The 14,051-nt window shown below is 71.1% G+C and carries 13 protein-coding genes; 1 reads left to right on the forward strand and 12 read right to left on the reverse strand.

The annotated features are described in order from the left end of the window. Positions 1-53: 53 nt before the first annotated feature. From carB to pyrR, 6 genes are all read right to left on the reverse strand, one after another. Complete coding sequence (gene carB, locus ACH4UM_RS10270) at positions 54-3,362, reverse strand: carbamoyl-phosphate synthase large subunit (protein WP_398176111.1); 3,309 nt, start codon at positions 3,360-3,362, stop codon at positions 54-56. Then, on the reverse strand, positions 3,355-4,512 hold the full coding sequence (gene carA, locus ACH4UM_RS10275) for a glutamine-hydrolyzing carbamoyl-phosphate synthase small subunit (RefSeq protein WP_398176112.1): 1,158 nt from the start codon (positions 4,510-4,512) through the stop codon (positions 3,355-3,357). The genes carB and carA overlap by 8 nt, the downstream gene beginning before the upstream one ends. Next, positions 4,509-5,102 (reverse strand): hypothetical protein, encoded by a 594-nt coding sequence (locus ACH4UM_RS10280; protein ID WP_398176113.1) that lies wholly within the window; start codon positions 5,100-5,102, stop codon positions 4,509-4,511. Before ACH4UM_RS10280 ends, carA begins: the two co-directional genes overlap by 4 nt. Beyond that, positions 5,099-6,385 carry a dihydroorotase gene (locus tag ACH4UM_RS10285; RefSeq protein ID WP_398176114.1) on the reverse strand — a complete coding sequence of 429 codons (1,287 nt, stop codon included), beginning with the start codon at positions 6,383-6,385 and terminating at the stop codon, positions 5,099-5,101. The genes ACH4UM_RS10280 and ACH4UM_RS10285 overlap by 4 nt, the downstream gene beginning before the upstream one ends. A gap of 5 nt (positions 6,386-6,390) precedes the next feature. Beyond that, positions 6,391-7,422, reverse strand: coding sequence for an aspartate carbamoyltransferase catalytic subunit (locus tag ACH4UM_RS10290; RefSeq protein WP_398176115.1), 1,032 nt, complete (start codon positions 7,420-7,422; stop codon positions 6,391-6,393). A gap of 99 nt (positions 7,423-7,521) precedes the next feature. Then, complete coding sequence (pyrR, locus tag ACH4UM_RS10295; protein WP_398176116.1) at positions 7,522-8,106, reverse strand: bifunctional pyr operon transcriptional regulator/uracil phosphoribosyltransferase PyrR; 585 nt, start codon at positions 8,104-8,106, stop codon at positions 7,522-7,524. A gap of 253 nt (positions 8,107-8,359) precedes the next feature. Here pyrR and bldD point away from each other — a divergent pair, with 253 nt between their 5' ends. Further along, positions 8,360-8,863 (forward strand): transcriptional regulator BldD, encoded by a 504-nt coding sequence (gene bldD / locus ACH4UM_RS10300; RefSeq protein WP_018570201.1) that lies wholly within the window; start codon positions 8,360-8,362, stop codon positions 8,861-8,863. 181 nt (positions 8,864-9,044) lie between these two features. Here the strand turns inward: bldD and nusB are convergent, their stop codons facing one another. The 6 genes from nusB to ACH4UM_RS10330 form a co-directional block, all read right to left on the reverse strand. Beyond that, positions 9,045-9,488: a transcription antitermination factor NusB gene (nusB, locus tag ACH4UM_RS10305; RefSeq protein WP_398176117.1), complete on the reverse strand. Its 444-nt coding sequence runs from the start codon at positions 9,486-9,488 to the stop codon at positions 9,045-9,047. Between the two features lie 2 nt (positions 9,489-9,490). Then, positions 9,491-10,057: an elongation factor P gene (efp, locus tag ACH4UM_RS10310; RefSeq protein ID WP_014671526.1), complete on the reverse strand. Its 567-nt coding sequence runs from the start codon at positions 10,055-10,057 to the stop codon at positions 9,491-9,493. Between the two features lie 48 nt (positions 10,058-10,105). Next, a complete protein-coding gene (locus ACH4UM_RS10315) occupies positions 10,106-11,212 on the reverse strand; it encodes an aminopeptidase P family protein (protein WP_398176119.1) in 1,107 nt (368 codons plus the stop codon). Between the two features lie 203 nt (positions 11,213-11,415). Further along, positions 11,416-12,273 carry a Pro-rich N-terminal domain-containing protein gene (locus ACH4UM_RS10320; protein WP_398176121.1) on the reverse strand — a complete coding sequence of 286 codons (858 nt, stop codon included), beginning with the start codon at positions 12,271-12,273 and terminating at the stop codon, positions 11,416-11,418. Between the two features lie 182 nt (positions 12,274-12,455). Continuing rightward, positions 12,456-13,547, reverse strand: coding sequence for a 3-dehydroquinate synthase (aroB, locus tag ACH4UM_RS10325; protein WP_398176123.1), 1,092 nt, complete (start codon positions 13,545-13,547; stop codon positions 12,456-12,458). Continuing rightward, positions 13,544-14,026: a shikimate kinase gene (locus tag ACH4UM_RS10330; RefSeq protein ID WP_398176716.1), complete on the reverse strand. Its 483-nt coding sequence runs from the start codon at positions 14,024-14,026 to the stop codon at positions 13,544-13,546. The genes aroB and ACH4UM_RS10330 overlap by 4 nt, the downstream gene beginning before the upstream one ends. Positions 14,027-14,051 lie beyond the last annotated feature (25 nt).

Consider the following 14,051-nt stretch of genomic DNA (forward strand, 5'->3'; position numbering starts at 1 on the left):
TAAGTGTCCTCACGAAGAGGGGGACACCGTTTCCGATGTCCCCCTCAGGGCTGCTAGTCGCGGGCCGCGGTCAGGTGTTCCGCGTGTTCCTGGAGCGAGCGGACGCCCACGTCGCCGTGGTTGAGGGCGTCGATGCCCTGGACCGCCGCGGCGAGCGCCTGGACCGTCGTCAGGCACGGCACGGACCGCGCCACCGCCGCCGTGCGGATGTCGTAGCCGTCGAGGCGGCCGCCGGTGCCGTAGGGGGTGTTGACGATGAGGTCGACCTCGCCGTCGTGGATGAGCTGGACGATGGTCCTCTCGCCGCCCGGACCGGTGCCCTCGGACTGCTTGCGCACGATGGTGGCGTTGATGCCGTTGCGCTTGAGCACCTCGGCGGTGCCGGAGGTGGCGAGCAGCTCGAAGCCGTGGGCGACCAGCTCACGCGCGGGGAAGATCATCGAGCGCTTGTCCCGGTTGGCGACCGAGATGAAGGCGCGGCCCTTGGTCGGCAGCGGACCGTAGGCGGCCGCCTGCGACTTGGCGTACGCCGTGCCGAAGACGGAGTCGATGCCCATGACCTCGCCGGTGGAGCGCATCTCCGGGCCGAGGACCGTGTCGACGCCGCGGCCGTGGATGTCACGGAACCGCGACCACGGCATGACCGCCTCCTTGACGGAGATCGGCGCGTCCAGCGGGATGGTGCCGCCGTCGCCGCTCCTGGGCAGCAGGCCCTCCTCGCGCAGCTCGGCGATGGTCGCGCCCAGCGAGATCCGGGCGGCGGCCTTGGCCAGTGGCACCGCGGTCGCCTTCGAGGTGAAGGGGACCGTACGGGACGCGCGCGGGTTGGCCTCCAGGACGTAGAGGATGTCGCCGGCCAGCGCGAACTGGATGTTGATCAGACCGCGCACCCCGACACCGCGCGCGATGGCCTCAGTGGAGGCCCTCAGCCGCTTGATGTCGTACCCGCCGAGCGTCATCGGCGGCAGCGCGCACGCCGAGTCGCCGGAGTGGATGCCGGCCTCCTCGATGTGCTCCATGACGCCGCCCAGGTACAGCTCCTCGCCGTCGTAGAGGGCGTCGACGTCGATCTCTATGGCGTCGTCCAGGAACCGGTCGACGAGGACCGGGCGGGAGGGGCTGATCTCGGTCGACTCGGCGATGTACGCCTCCAGGCGCGCCTCGTCGTACACGATCTCCATGCCGCGTCCGCCGAGGACGTACGACGGCCGCACGAGGACCGGGTAGCCGATCTCGTCGGCGATGGTCTTGGCCTGGGCGAAGGTGGTGGCGGTGCCGTGCTTGGGGGCGGGCAGGGCCGCCTCCGCGAGCACCTGGCCGAATGCGCCCCGGTCCTCGGCCGCGTGGATCGCCTCCGGGGACGTGCCGACGATCGGCACGCCGTTGTCCTTCAGCGCCTGCGACAGGCCCAGCGGGGTCTGGCCGCCCAGCTGGACGACGACACCGGCGACCGGGCCCGCCTGCCGCTCCGCGTGGACGATCTCCAGGACGTCCTCCAGGGTCAGCGGCTCGAAGTACAGCCGGTCGGAGGTGTCGTAGTCGGTGGAGACGGTCTCCGGGTTGCAGTTGACCATCACGGTCTCGTAGCCGGCGTCGCTCAGCGCGAAGGAGGCGTGGACGCAGGAGTAGTCGAACTCGATGCCCTGGCCGATGCGGTTGGGGCCGGAGCCCAGGATGATCACCGCGGGCTTGGTCCGGGGCGCGACCTCGGTCTCCTCGTCGTAGGAGGAGTAGAAGTACGGCGTCTTGGCGGCGAACTCGGCCGCGCAGGTGTCGACCGTCTTGTAGACCGGCCGGATCCCGAGCGCGTGCCGGACCTCGCGGACGACGTCCTCGCGCAGGCCGCGGATCTCGCCGATCTGCTGGTCGGAGAAGCCGTGCCGCTTGGCCTCGGCGAGGAGGTCCGGAGTCAGCTCGGCGGCCTGCGCCAGCTCGTCGGCGATCTCCTTGATCAGGAACAGCTGGTCGACGAACCACGGGTCGATCTTCGTGGCCTCGAAGACCTCCTCGGGCGTGGCGCCCGCGCGGATGGCCTGCATGACCGTGTTGATGCGGCCGTCGGTGGGCCGTACGGCCTCGCGCAGCAGCTCGTCCTTGTCACCCGTCTCGCCGACGAAGGTGAACTGGCTGCCCTTCTTCTCCAGCGAGCGCAGCGCCTTCTGGAAGGCCTCGGTGAAGTTGCGGCCGATTGCCATGGCCTCGCCGACCGACTTCATGGTGGTGGTCAGCGTGGAGTCGGCCTGCGGGAACTTCTCGAAGGCGAAGCGCGGGGCCTTGACGACCACGTAGTCGAGCGTGGGCTCGAAGGAGGCCGGGGTCTCCTGCGTGATGTCGTTCGGGATCTCGTCGAGGGTGTAGCCGACGGCCAGCTTGGCGGCGATCTTGGCGATCGGGAAGCCCGTCGCCTTGGAGGCGAGGGCCGAGGAGCGCGACACGCGCGGGTTCATCTCGATGACGATGACCCGGCCGTCCTCGGGGTTCACCGCGAACTGGATGTTGCAGCCGCCGGTGTCGACCCCGACCTCGCGGATGACGGCGATGCCGATGTCGCGCAGGATCTGGTACTCGCGGTCGGTCAGCGTCATCGCCGGGGCGACGGTGATCGAGTCGCCGGTGTGCACGCCCATCGGGTCGAAGTTCTCGATGGAGCAGACGACCACGACATTGTCGTGCTTGTCGCGCATCAGCTCCAGCTCGTACTCCTTCCAGCCGAGGATGGACTCCTCCAGGAGCACCTCGGTGGTCGGCGACAGGGTCAGGCCCTGGCCTGCGATGCGGCGCAGCTCCTCCTCGTCGTGGGCGAAGCCGGAGCCGGCGCCGCCCATGGTGAAGGACGGGCGGACGACGACCGGGTAACCGCCGAGCTCGTCGACACCGGCGAGCACCTCGTCCATGGTGTGGCAGATCACGGAACGGGCGGACTCGCCGTGCCCGATCTTGTGCCGGACGGCCTCCACGACCTCCTTGAACTGGTCGCGGTCCTCGCCCTTGTGGATGGCCTCGACATTGGCGCCGATCAGCTCGACGCCGTACTTGTCCAGGACGCCGTTCTCGTGCAGCGAGATGGCCGTGTTGAGGGCCGTCTGACCGCCCAGGGTGGGCAGCAGCGCGTCCGGCCGCTCCTTGGCGATGATCTTCTCGACGAACTCCGGGGTGATCGGCTCGACGTAGGTGGCGTCGGCGATCTCCGGGTCGGTCATGATCGTCGCCGGATTGGAGTTGACTAGGACGACGCGCAGGCCCTCGGCGCGCAGGATGCGGCACGCCTGGGTGCCGGAGTAGTCGAACTCGGCGGCCTGGCCGATGACGATCGGGCCGGAGCCGATGACCAGGACGGACTGGATATCGGTGCGCTTAGGCACGCTGGCCCTCCATCAGGGAGACGAAGCGGTCGAACAGGTAGGCGGCGTCGTGCGGACCCGCGGCTGCTTCGGGGTGGTACTGGACGCTGAAGGCCGGCTTGTCGAGGAGCTGGAGGCCCTCCACCACGTTGTCGTTGAGGCAGACGTGGGAGACCTCGACGCGGCCGTAGGGGGTGTCGGACACCTGGTCGAGCGGGGCGTCGACGGCGAAGCCGTGGTTGTGCGCGGTGACCTCGACCTTGCCGGTCGTACGGTCCTGCACCGGCTGGTTGATGCCTCGGTGGCCGTACTTCAGCTTGTAGGTGCCGAAGCCGAGCGCGCGGCCCAGGATCTGGTTGCCGAAGCAGATGCCGAAGAGCGGCGTGCCGCGCTCCAGGACGGCGCGCATGACGGAGACCGGGTGGTCGGCGGTGGCCGGGTCGCCGGGGCCGTTGGAGAAGAACACACCGTCGGGGTCGACGGCGTACACGTCCTCGGCCGTGGCCGTGGCGGGCAGCACGTGCACCTCGATGCCGCGCTCGGCCATGCGGTGCGGGGTCATGCCCTTGATGCCGAGGTCGACGGCGGCGACGGTGTACTTCTTCTCGCCGATCGCGGGGACGACGTACGTCTCCTTGGTGGCGACCTCGGCGGAGAGGTCCGCGCCCGTCATCTCGGGGGCCTGGCGGACCTCGGCGAGCATGGTGCCGTCGTCGGGCAGCGCGTTGCCGGAGAAGATGCCGACGCGCATGGCGCCGCGCTCGCGCAGGTGGCGGGTGAGGGCGCGGGTGTCGATGCCGCTGATGCCCACGACGCCCTGGTGGCGCAGTTCCTCGTCGAGCGAGCGCCTGGCGCGCCAGTTGGAGGGCACGCGCGCGGGGTCACGGACCACGTAACCGGCCACCCAGATCCGCTTCGACTCGGGGTCCTCGTCGTTGACGCCGGTGTTGCCGACGTGCGGGGCGGTCATCACGACGACCTGGCGGTGGTACGACGGGTCGGTGAGGGTCTCCTGGTAGCCGGTCATGCCGGTGGAGAACACGGCTTCGCCGAAGGTCACCCCCACGGCCCCGTAGGCGCGGCCGCGGAAGATCCGGCCGTCCTCCAGGACGAGTACGGCGGGAGCTGCCTTGTGCCTCTGCGAGGCGGCTCCCTTGATGGAGGTCGTCATCGTTCGGCGCCTTCCGTGCTGTTTGTCTTGATCATGGAGTTGATGGCGTCGACCCACTCGTTGTGCTCGGCCGCATGGTCGGACCGGAAGCCGGAGTCGATCAGCCGTTCGCCGTGCGCCCAGGTCACGACGAGCAGTCCGCCCTCGGTGAGGACCTTGCCCGCGATGCCCTTGTCGAGCCGGGCCTCGCGCAGGGCGGCGACGGGGACGAAGAAGTCAGCCGCTCCGGGGCGTACCACGTCCAGGCCCGCGTCCGTCAGCGTGAGCTCGGCCCGGCTGCGGGTGCCGAGGCCGTGGGCCACGATGCGGTCCAGCCACTGCCCGGCGGTGGTGGAGCCGTGATAGCGGCCGCTCATGCTCAGTCTGGCCGGGCCGGGGTCGTCCGGCGCGCTGGGCAGCTCGGGCAGGTCGCCCTGGAGCGTGCCCCGCCACTTCCAGCCCTCGCGCATCAGCCAGTAGACCAGCGCGACGAAGAGGGCGAGTCCGACCAGCCAGCCGATGCGGGCGGCCCAGTCGGTGACCGCGGCCGACTTCCTGTCGGCGGCGAGTCCGGTCGCGAGCCCGGGTGCGAGCAGAGTTGCAGGTGTCACGTGAGCTTCCCGTCGACGAGCGTCGCCTTGCCCCGCAGCCACGTGTGGGTGACACGGCCCGGCAGCTCACGTCCCTCGTACGGGGTGTTGCGGCTGCGCGAGGCGAAGCCCGCGGGGTCCACCTGCCCACGGTATGCCGTGTCGACCAGCGTGAGGTTGGCGGGCTCACCAGCCGAGACGGGGCGCCCATGACCGGTGGCCCGTCCGATCCGGGCCGGCTTGAAGGACATGCGGTCGGCGACGCCCGCCCAGTCCAGCAGGCCGGTGTCGACCATGGTCTCCTGGACCACCGACAGAGCGGTCTCCAGCCCGACCATGCCCATGGCGGCCGCGGCCCACTCGCAGTCCTTGTCCTCGTGCGGGTGTGGGGCGTGGTCGGTGGCGACGATGTCGATCGTGCCGTCGGCGAGCGCCTCGCGCAGGGCGTGCACGTCGCGCTCGGTGCGCAGCGGCGGGTTGACCTTGTAGACCGGGTCGTAGGTGCGCACCAGCTCGTCGGTGAGGAGCAGGTGGTGCGGGGTGACCTCGGCGGTGACGTCGATGCCGCGGGACTTGGCCCAGCGGACGATCTCGACGCTGCCGGCCGTCGACAGGTGACAAATGTGGACGCGGGAGCCGACGTGCTCGGCGAGCAGCACGTCCCGGGCGATGATCGACTCCTCGGCGACCGCCGGCCAGCCGCCCAGGCCCAGCTCGGCGGAGACGACGCCCTCGTTCATCTGGGCGCCCTCGGTCAGCCGCGGCTCCTGCGCGTGCTGGGCGACGACACCGCCGAAGGCCTTCACGTACTCCAGCGCCCGGCGCATGATCACCGCGTCGTCCACGCACTTGCCGTCGTCGGAGAAGACGGTGACCCCGGCGGCCGACTCGTGCATGGCACCCAGCTCCGCGAGCTTCCTGCCCTCCAGGCCGACGGTGACGGCGCCGATGGGCTGCACGTCGCAGTAGCCGTGCTCCTGGCCCAGCCGCCAGACCTGCTCGACCACGCCGGCGGTGTCGGCCACGGGGAAGGTGTTGGCCATGGCGAACACGGCGGTGTAGCCGCCGGAGGCGGCGGCGCGGGTGCCGGTGAGCACGGTCTCGGAGTCCTCGCGGCCCGGCTCGCGCAGGTGGGTGTGCAGGTCGACCAGGCCCGGCAGCAGCACCTTGCCGCCGGCCTCGACGACCTCGGCGCCGTCGTCCGCGAGCGCCGTACCGACGGCCTCGACGACCTCGCCGTCGATCAGCACGTCCTGCGGGTCGCCGCCGAGCACCTTCGCACCACGGATCAGGATCTTGCTCATGTCTCTTACTTCTCCTCGGCGAAAGAGGTGTGCGCGGAGCGCTCGTCGGAAGGCTGGTGGTGGGAGACGGCCGGGCGGGCGTGGGTGACGGCGGGTTCGTTGCCACCGAGCAGCAGGTACAGCACCGCCATCCGGATGGAGACGCCGTTGGCGACCTGCTCGACGGCGGTGCAGCGCCCGGAGTCGGCGACCTCGGCGGTGATCTCCATGCCGCGGACCATCGGGCCGGGGTGCATCACGATGGCGTGCTCGGGCATCCGCGCCATGCGGTCGCCGTCGAGGCCGTAGCGGCGGGAGTACTCGCGCTCGGTCGGGAAGAAGGCGGCGTTCATGCGCTCGCGCTGGACGCGGAGCATCATCACCGCGTCCGACTTGGGCAGGGTGGCGTCGAGGTCGTAGGAGACCTCGCAGGGCCAGGACTCGATGCCGACCGGCAGCAGGGTGGGCGGGGCGACGAGGGTGACCTCGGCGCCGAGCGTGTGCAGCAGGTCGACGTTGGAGCGGGCGACCCGGCTGTGCAGCACGTCCCCGACGATGGTGATGCGCTTGCCGGACAGGTCCTGGCCGAGGCCCGCGTCCCGGCCGGTCAGCCGGCGGCGCATGGTGAAGGCGTCGAGCAGGGCCTGGGTGGGGTGCTGGTGGGTGCCGTCGCCGGCGTTGATGACGGCGGCGTCGATCCAGCCGGAGTTGGCCAGGCGGTACGGGGCTCCGGAGGCGCCGTGCCGGATGACCACGGCGTCGACGCCCATGGCCTCCAGGGTCTGGGCGGTGTCCTTGAGGGACTCGCCCTTGGACACCGACGACCCCTTGGCGGTGAAGTTGATGACGTCCGCGGACAGCCGCTTCTCTGCGGCCTCGAAGGAGATCCGGGTGCGGGTGGAGTCCTCGAAGAAGAGGTTGACGACGGTGCGGCCGCGCAGGGTCGGCAGTTTCTTGATCGGCCGGTCGGCGACCCGGGCCATCTCCTCGGCGGTGTCGAGGATCAGGACGGCGTCGTCACGGGTGAGGTCGGCGGCCGAGATGAGATGACGCTGCATCTGTCAGGCTCCGTAAGGCAGTTCATCGGGAGAATTCGGGCAGGCGGGCGCGCGGGTGGCGCACTCGCGGCGCGTACGGCGGTGCCGTACGCCGGAGTGCTACTGCTGCTCGCCCGGGGCGGCCGGCTTGGCGCCGAGCAGCACGGTGTCGCGACCGTCCTCCTCGGCGAGCTGGACCTTGACCGTCTCCCGCAGCGACGTGGGGAGGTTCTTGCCGACGTAGTCGGCGCGGATGGGCAGTTCGCGGTGGCCGCGGTCGACGAGGACCGCGAGCTGCACCGCGCGGGGGCGCCCGATGTCGTTCAGGGCGTCGAGCGCGGCACGGATGGTGCGGCCGGAGAAGAGCACGTCGTCGACGAGGACGACCAGGCGGCCGTCGATGCCGTCACCGGGGATCTCGGTGCGGGCCAGCGCGCGCGGCGGGTGCATGCGCAGGTCGTCGCGGTACATGGTGATGTCGAGCGAGCCACAGGGAACCTTGCGCTCGGTGATCTGCTCGAGCTTGGCTGCCAGCCGCTGGGCGAGGAAGACGCCCCGGGTCGGAATGCCGAGGAGCACCACGTCGTCGGCGCCCTTGGCGCGCTCGACGATCTCGTGGGCGATGCGGGTCAGTACCCGCGCGATGTCGGGGCCCTCGAGAACGGGCCGCGCATCGGAGGCTTGCGGATTTGCGTTCGTGTCCATACGAAACGGACCCCCTTCTCCGCCTCACGGGACGGACCTTAAAGGACGTCGGAATTGCGCCATCCACGGTAGCAGGTGCCGCCGGCCGCCCCGATCACCCCTTCGGCCCAACCGGGTGCCGCGGCCGCGGAAGAGACGGCGCGGACCGTTCGGCTTGACGCAGCAGAGTAACGCTGCGTAACCTCACAGTGAGTTACCAGCCGCGCGGCGGGAAACCAAGCCAGTCGCGTCGACACAGTGTCCGGGGAGCCATATGTCCAGCGAATACGCCAAACAGCTCGGGGCCAAGCTCCGGGCCATCCGCACCCAGCAGGGCCTTTCCCTCCACGGTGTCGAGGAGAAGAGCCAGGGCCGCTGGAAGGCGGTCGTGGTCGGCTCGTACGAGCGTGGCGACCGGGCCGTGACCGTTCAGCGCCTCGCCGAGCTGGCGGATTTCTACGGAGTGCCGGTGCAGGAGCTCCTGCCGGGCACCACCCCGGGCGGCGCCGCCGAGCCCCCGCCGAAGCTGGTCCTGGACCTGGAGCGGCTGGCCACGGTGCCGGCCGAGAAGGCGGGCCCGCTGCAGCGCTACGCGGCGACCATCCAGTCGCAGCGCGGTGACTACAACGGCAAGGTGCTCTCGATCCGCCAGGACGACCTGCGTACACTCGCCGTCATCTACGACCAGTCGCCCTCGGTCCTCACCGAGCAGCTGATCAGCTGGGGCGTGCTGGACGCGGACGCCCGCCGAGCGGTGGCGTCCCACGAGGAGGCCTGAGCCCCTCGGGCGCAGGCAGAGCTCAGCAGAAACGTGCCGCCGGGGTGGCCGGAACTTCACGGTTCCGGCCACCCCGGCGGCCTTCTGCGGGCCTGTGGGGGCACCCCCGCCCCGGTGGGCCGGGGACACGCCGAAGGGCCCGCAGCGCTGACGCTGCGGGCCCTTCGGCGGTGTCTGCCTCTCACGCCTCGTTGCTCGCGTCGCGGCGCAGCGAGGGCTTGAGCTCCTTCAGCCGGCCGAGCAGACCGTTGACGAACGAGGGCGACTCGTCCGTGGAGAACTCCTTCGCCAGCTGCACCATCTCGTCCAGCACGACGGCGTCCGGGGTCTCGTCCACCCAGATCAGCTCATAGGCGCCGAGCCGCAGGATGTTGCGGTCGACGACCGGCATGCGGTCGAGCGTCCAGCCGACGGCGTACTGGGCGATCAGCTCGTCGATACGGGTCGCGTGCTCGGCGTAGCCCTCGACCAGCTGCATCGTGTACTCGCTGACCGGCGGCTGCCGGGTGTCGGTCCGGGAGTGCCGGATCCAGTCCGCGAGGACGGTCAGGACGTCGGCGTCGCGCTGGTCGCCCTCGAAGAGGATCTGGAAGGCACGCTTGCGGGCCGTGTTGCGGGCAGCCACGGTTAGCTGTTCACCCGGCCGAGGTAGTCGCTCGTACGGGTGTCGACCTTGATCTTCTCACCGGTGGTGATGAAGAGCGGGACCTGGATCTGGTGACCGGTCTCCAGCGTGGCGGGCTTGGTGCCACCGGTGGAGCGGTCGCCCTGGACACCCGGCTCGGTCTCGGCGATGGTCAGCTCGACGGCGGCGGGGAGCTCCACGAAGAGCACCTCGCCCTCGTGCTGCGCGACGGTGGCGGTGAAGCCCTCGACCAGGAAGTTCGCGGCGTCGCCGACGGCCTTCCGGTCGATGTGCAGCTGGTCGTAGGTCTCCATGTCCATGAAGACGAAGTACTCGCCGTCCATGTAGGAGAACTGCATGTCGCGCTTGTCGACGGTGGCCGTTTCGACCTTGACGCCGGCGTTGAAGGTCTTGTCGACGACCTTGCCGGAGAGCACGTTCTTGAGCTTGGTGCGCACGAAGGCCGGGCCCTTGCCGGGCTTGACGTGCTGGAACTCGACGACGGACCAGAGCTGGCCGCCTTCGAGCTTGAGCACCATGCCGTTCTTGAGGTCGTTCGTGGAAGCCACGGTTGCTTCAATCTCCTGGACGTACGTGGACGACCCCGGGGCACGCGCCTACAACGCGAGCAGCTCCTTGGTCGTGATGGTGAGTAGCTCGGGTCCGCCGTCCGCCTCGGGGCGTACGACGAGCGTGTCATCGATCCGGACACCACCCCGGCCCGGGAGGTGGACCCCCGGTTCGACGGTGACCGGCACGCAAGCGTCCAGTTTACCCATGGCCGCCGGGGCCAACTGCGGGTCCTCGTCGATTTCGAGTCCGACGCCGTGCCCGGTGAGGGACTGCAGGCCCTCGGTGTACCCGGCGGAGTCCAGGACCTGCCGCGAGGCGCGGTCCACGTCGCGGTAGGCGGCGCCGGGGGCCAGCGCCTCCCGTCCGGCGCGCTGGGCGGCGAAGACCAGGTCGTACAGCTGGATCTGCCAGTCCGCCGGGGACGTGCCGATCACGAAGGTACGGCCGATCTCGCAGCGGTAGCCGCGGTAGGCGGCGCCCAGGCACACGGAGAGGAAGTCGCCCTCCTCGACCCTGCGGTCGGTGGGGCGGTGGCCGCGGCGCCCGGAGTTCGGGCCGGTGGCCACCGAGGTCGGGAAGGCCGGGCCGTCGGCGCCGTGGTCGACCAGGCGCCGCTCCAGCTCCAGGGCGAGGTGGCGCTCGGTGCGCCCGACGAGGATCGACTCCAGGAGCTCGCCGAGGGCCTGGTCGGCGATCTCGGCGCCGATTCTCAGACAGGAGATCTCCTCCTCGTCCTTGACCACCCTGAGCTGTTCGACCGCGCTGCCGAGATCGGCGAGACGGAGCCGGGGCGCGACCGAGGCGAGCGCCCGGTGGCGGGCCACGGTGAGGTGGTGTTCCTCGACGGCGAGCGAGTCGGCACCCTGGGCCTGGGCGAGATCGGCGGCGCAGACGGCCGCGTCGCCGCCGGGCTGGGGCAGGACCTGCACCACCAGCGCCTCGTCGGGACGCCCCTCGTGGGGCCGGTCGTCCGGTGGGCTCTGGCACACCAGCAGGTCCTCGCGCTTTCCGAGGAGCAGGACGGCACCCTGCGGGGCAGCGCCCGCCAGGTACCGCACATTGGCGGGACGAGTCACCAGCGCCGCCGCGCTGCCGCCCGCGTTGCAGCGCTCCCGTAGCCGGGTTCGGCGGGCCGCGTACACCTCTGACATGAACCGAGCGTAAGAGCGGTGGCCGGAAATCGCCGTTCGGGAGGGGCCGAGTGGGTCGCCTGCGGTCCGGTGGTTCGGCCCGGACGCCACGGGTGCGGGGCGGATCGCGCCCGCTCACCTTGCCGGAAGGGCGCGGGTCACTCCTGCCGGGCGGGCGCAGGTGACTCCAGCCGAGCGGGCGCGGGTGCGTCGGGGTACGGCGTTCACCACTGTGGCGGGCTGGCGATCGCCCGGGAGAGGACCTCATCCAGGAAGCGTGCCGTCGTCGGCACGTCGAGCTGGGAGTTGTCGATGATGGGGAGGCCGGAGCCGTACCAGCCGGCCATGCGGCCGTGGATACGGGCGACCTCCTCGTCGGTCAGGCGGCGGTTGCCGGTGCGCTCGGCGTTGCGCTCCAGGACGATGTCCAGGCCGGGGAGGAGGACGACCGGGAGCAGGCCGGGGCCCACATGGCGTTTCCAGCCACCGAGGCCGACGGCCGGGCGGTCGGGGAAGACGGCGTCGTCGAGGATGCACGAGATGCCGTTGGCGAGGAAGTTGCGCGCGGCGAAGCCGCAGGTGCGGCGGGCGAGGCGGTACTGCGCCTCCGAGTTGTCGTTCCACCCCGACTGCGGGTCGGCGAAGCCGGAGCGGACCCATTCGCGGACGTCGTCGAGGCTGATGTGCGCGGTGGGGACCCGGCGATGCTCGGCCCAGTACTTGGCGACGCTGGTCTTGCCGGCGCCGGCCGGTCCGATCAGCAGCACCGCGAGGAGGGTGGTGGTCGGATCGGGCGCGGCCTGGGCCGGGGGCGCGCTGGGCATGGCGACCGGTCCGCCCGGGGGCAGCCGGACGTGGCCGGTGGCCTCGGTGGGCGCGGGGACCGGTGGCACGGACGGGTGCGGCGCCCCGGGCACGCCCGGGTAGCCCGGTGCCGGGGGCGGCGGGGGCACGGGGGCGGATTCCTGGTGGGCGCCCGCGTGGTGCGGGCCCGGGTGGTGTGCGGCCGGCGACCAGCCGGTGGCCGGTCCGTGCCCCGGCTGGTGGGGCGGCGGCAGCGGAGAACCCACTGCGTGCTGCATCCGGTGCCACTCCGTCTCGTCACTGTTGGCTCGTTCGCCGCGGGCAATCGGCGCCGGCAGCGGGCCCGAACCCGCTCCGTACCGAACGGTACCGTCCCCGGCCGCCAGATGGTGAACGGCCGGGCGCGGCCCGAAGTGCCCGCTGACGCAAGGCGAATCGGGCGGATGACGCTCGGTGGGACTTACTGCCCCACCTCGCCGTACGCGGCGAGCAGCACGGCCGGGTCGGGGCCCTCCAGGACGGTGGGCTTGGCGAGGCCGTCCAGGACGATGAAGCGCAGCAGGTCGCCACGGGACTTCTTGTCGACCTTCATGGTCTCCAGCAGCTTGGGCCACTGGTCGTAGCGGTAGTGCAGCGGCAGGCCCACCGACTCCAGCACCGTGCGGTGACGGTCGGCGGTCGCGTCGTCCAACCGCCCCGCCAGACGGCCCAGTTCGGCGGCGAAGTGCATGCCCACCGCCACCGCCGCGCCGTGCCGCCACTTGTAGCGCTCGTTCTTCTCGATCGCGTGGCCGAGCGTGTGGCCGTAGTTCAGGATCTCCCTGAGGCCCGACTCCTTCAGGTCGGCGGAGACGACCTCGGCCTTGACCCGGATGGATCGCTCGATGAGTTCGGCGGTGTGCGGGCCGGCCGGGGTGCGGGCGGCCTCCGGATCGGCCTCGACGAGGTCCAGGATCACCGGGTCGGCGATGAAGCCGGCCTTGATGACCTCCGCCAGGCCGGAGACGTAGTCGTTGACCGGCAGCGAGTCCAGCGCCGCCAGGTCGCACAGCACGCCCGCGGGCGGGTGGAAGGCGCCCACGAGGTTCTTGCCCTCGGCGGTGTTGATGCCGGTCTTGCCGCCGACCGCCGCGTCGACCATGGCCAGGACGGTGGTCGGGACGGCGATCCAGCGCACCCCGCGCAGCCAGGTGGCGGCCACGAAACCGGCCAGGTCGGTGGTCGCGCCGCCGCCCACGCCGACGATGACGTCGGTGCGGGTGAAGCCGGACTGGCCCAGCGCCTTCCAGCAGTAGGCGGCGACCTCGGCGGTCTTGGCCTCCTCCGCGTTCGGCACCTGGATAGCGACGGCCTCGTAGCCCTGCTCCGCCAGGTCGGCGCGGAGCGCGTCCCCGGTCTCGGCGAGCGCCTCGGGGTGAACGACCGCGACCCGCTTGGCCCGGTCACCGATCAACCCGGCCAGTTCACCCAGGAGCTGACGGCCGACCAGGACGTCGTAGGGCGCGGTGCCCGCGGTGCCGCCGATGTGGATCCGCGTCACTGCCTCGCTCATGCTTCCTTCAACTCCACAGCGTCCAGGACGGATTGGGTGACGTCTTCGGGCGTACGGCCGTCGGTGGCCACCACTGCCGTGGCGACCTCCTCGTACAGGTGCCGGCGGGCCTCCATCAGCTCACGCCACTGCTTGCGCGGGTTGACCGCCAGCAGCGGGCGGGCCGCGTTCAGGCCCGTGCGCCTGACCGCCTCCTCGACGTCCATCGACAGGTAGACCACACGCAGTCCGGCGAGCAGTGCGCGTGTGTCCTCGTCGAGGATGGCCCCGCCGCCCAGGGCGAGGACGCCGTCGTGCTCGGCCAGCGCCCGCCGCACCGCGTCCTTCTCGACCGCGCGGAAGGTCTCCTCGCCCTCGTCGACGAAGATCTCGGCGATGGTACGGCCCTGGGCCACGACGATGTCGTCGTCGGTGTCCCGGTAGCCGACCCCGAGGCGGTCGGCGAGCAGCTGCCCCACGGTGGACTTGCCGACCCCCATCGGCCCGACCAGGACGACCACCGGT

It is taken from the genome of Streptomyces sp. NPDC020801, from assembly GCF_044334385.1.
Lineage (GTDB): Bacteria > Actinomycetota > Actinomycetes > Streptomycetales > Streptomycetaceae > Streptomyces.

What these genes read in the sequence shown, in the direction of transcription:
- carA (WP_398176112.1), bottom strand. Translation starts at nt 4,512, where the DNA reads ATGACGACCTCCATCAAGGGAGCCGCCTCGCAGAGGCACAAGGCAGCT.
- ACH4UM_RS10285 (WP_398176114.1), bottom strand. Translation starts at nt 6,385, where the DNA reads ATGAGCAAGATCCTGATCCGTGGTGCGAAGGTGCTCGGCGGCGACCCG.
- ACH4UM_RS10290 (WP_398176115.1), bottom strand. Translation starts at nt 7,422, where the DNA reads ATGCAGCGTCATCTCATCTCGGCCGCCGACCTCACCCGTGACGACGCC.
- pyrR (WP_398176116.1), bottom strand. Translation starts at nt 8,106, where the DNA reads ATGGACACGAACGCAAATCCGCAAGCCTCCGATGCGCGGCCCGTTCTC.
- bldD (WP_018570201.1), top strand. Translation starts at nt 8,360, where the DNA reads ATGTCCAGCGAATACGCCAAACAGCTCGGGGCCAAGCTCCGGGCCATC.
- ACH4UM_RS10315 (WP_398176119.1), bottom strand. Translation starts at nt 11,212, where the DNA reads ATGTCAGAGGTGTACGCGGCCCGCCGAACCCGGCTACGGGAGCGCTGC.
- ACH4UM_RS10320 (WP_398176121.1), bottom strand. Translation starts at nt 12,273, where the DNA reads ATGCAGCACGCAGTGGGTTCTCCGCTGCCGCCGCCCCACCAGCCGGGG.
- aroB (WP_398176123.1), bottom strand. Translation starts at nt 13,547, where the DNA reads ATGAGCGAGGCAGTGACGCGGATCCACATCGGCGGCACCGCGGGCACC.
- ACH4UM_RS10330 (WP_398176716.1), bottom strand. Translation starts at nt 14,026, where the DNA reads ATGGGGGTCGGCAAGTCCACCGTGGGGCAGCTGCTCGCCGACCGCCTC.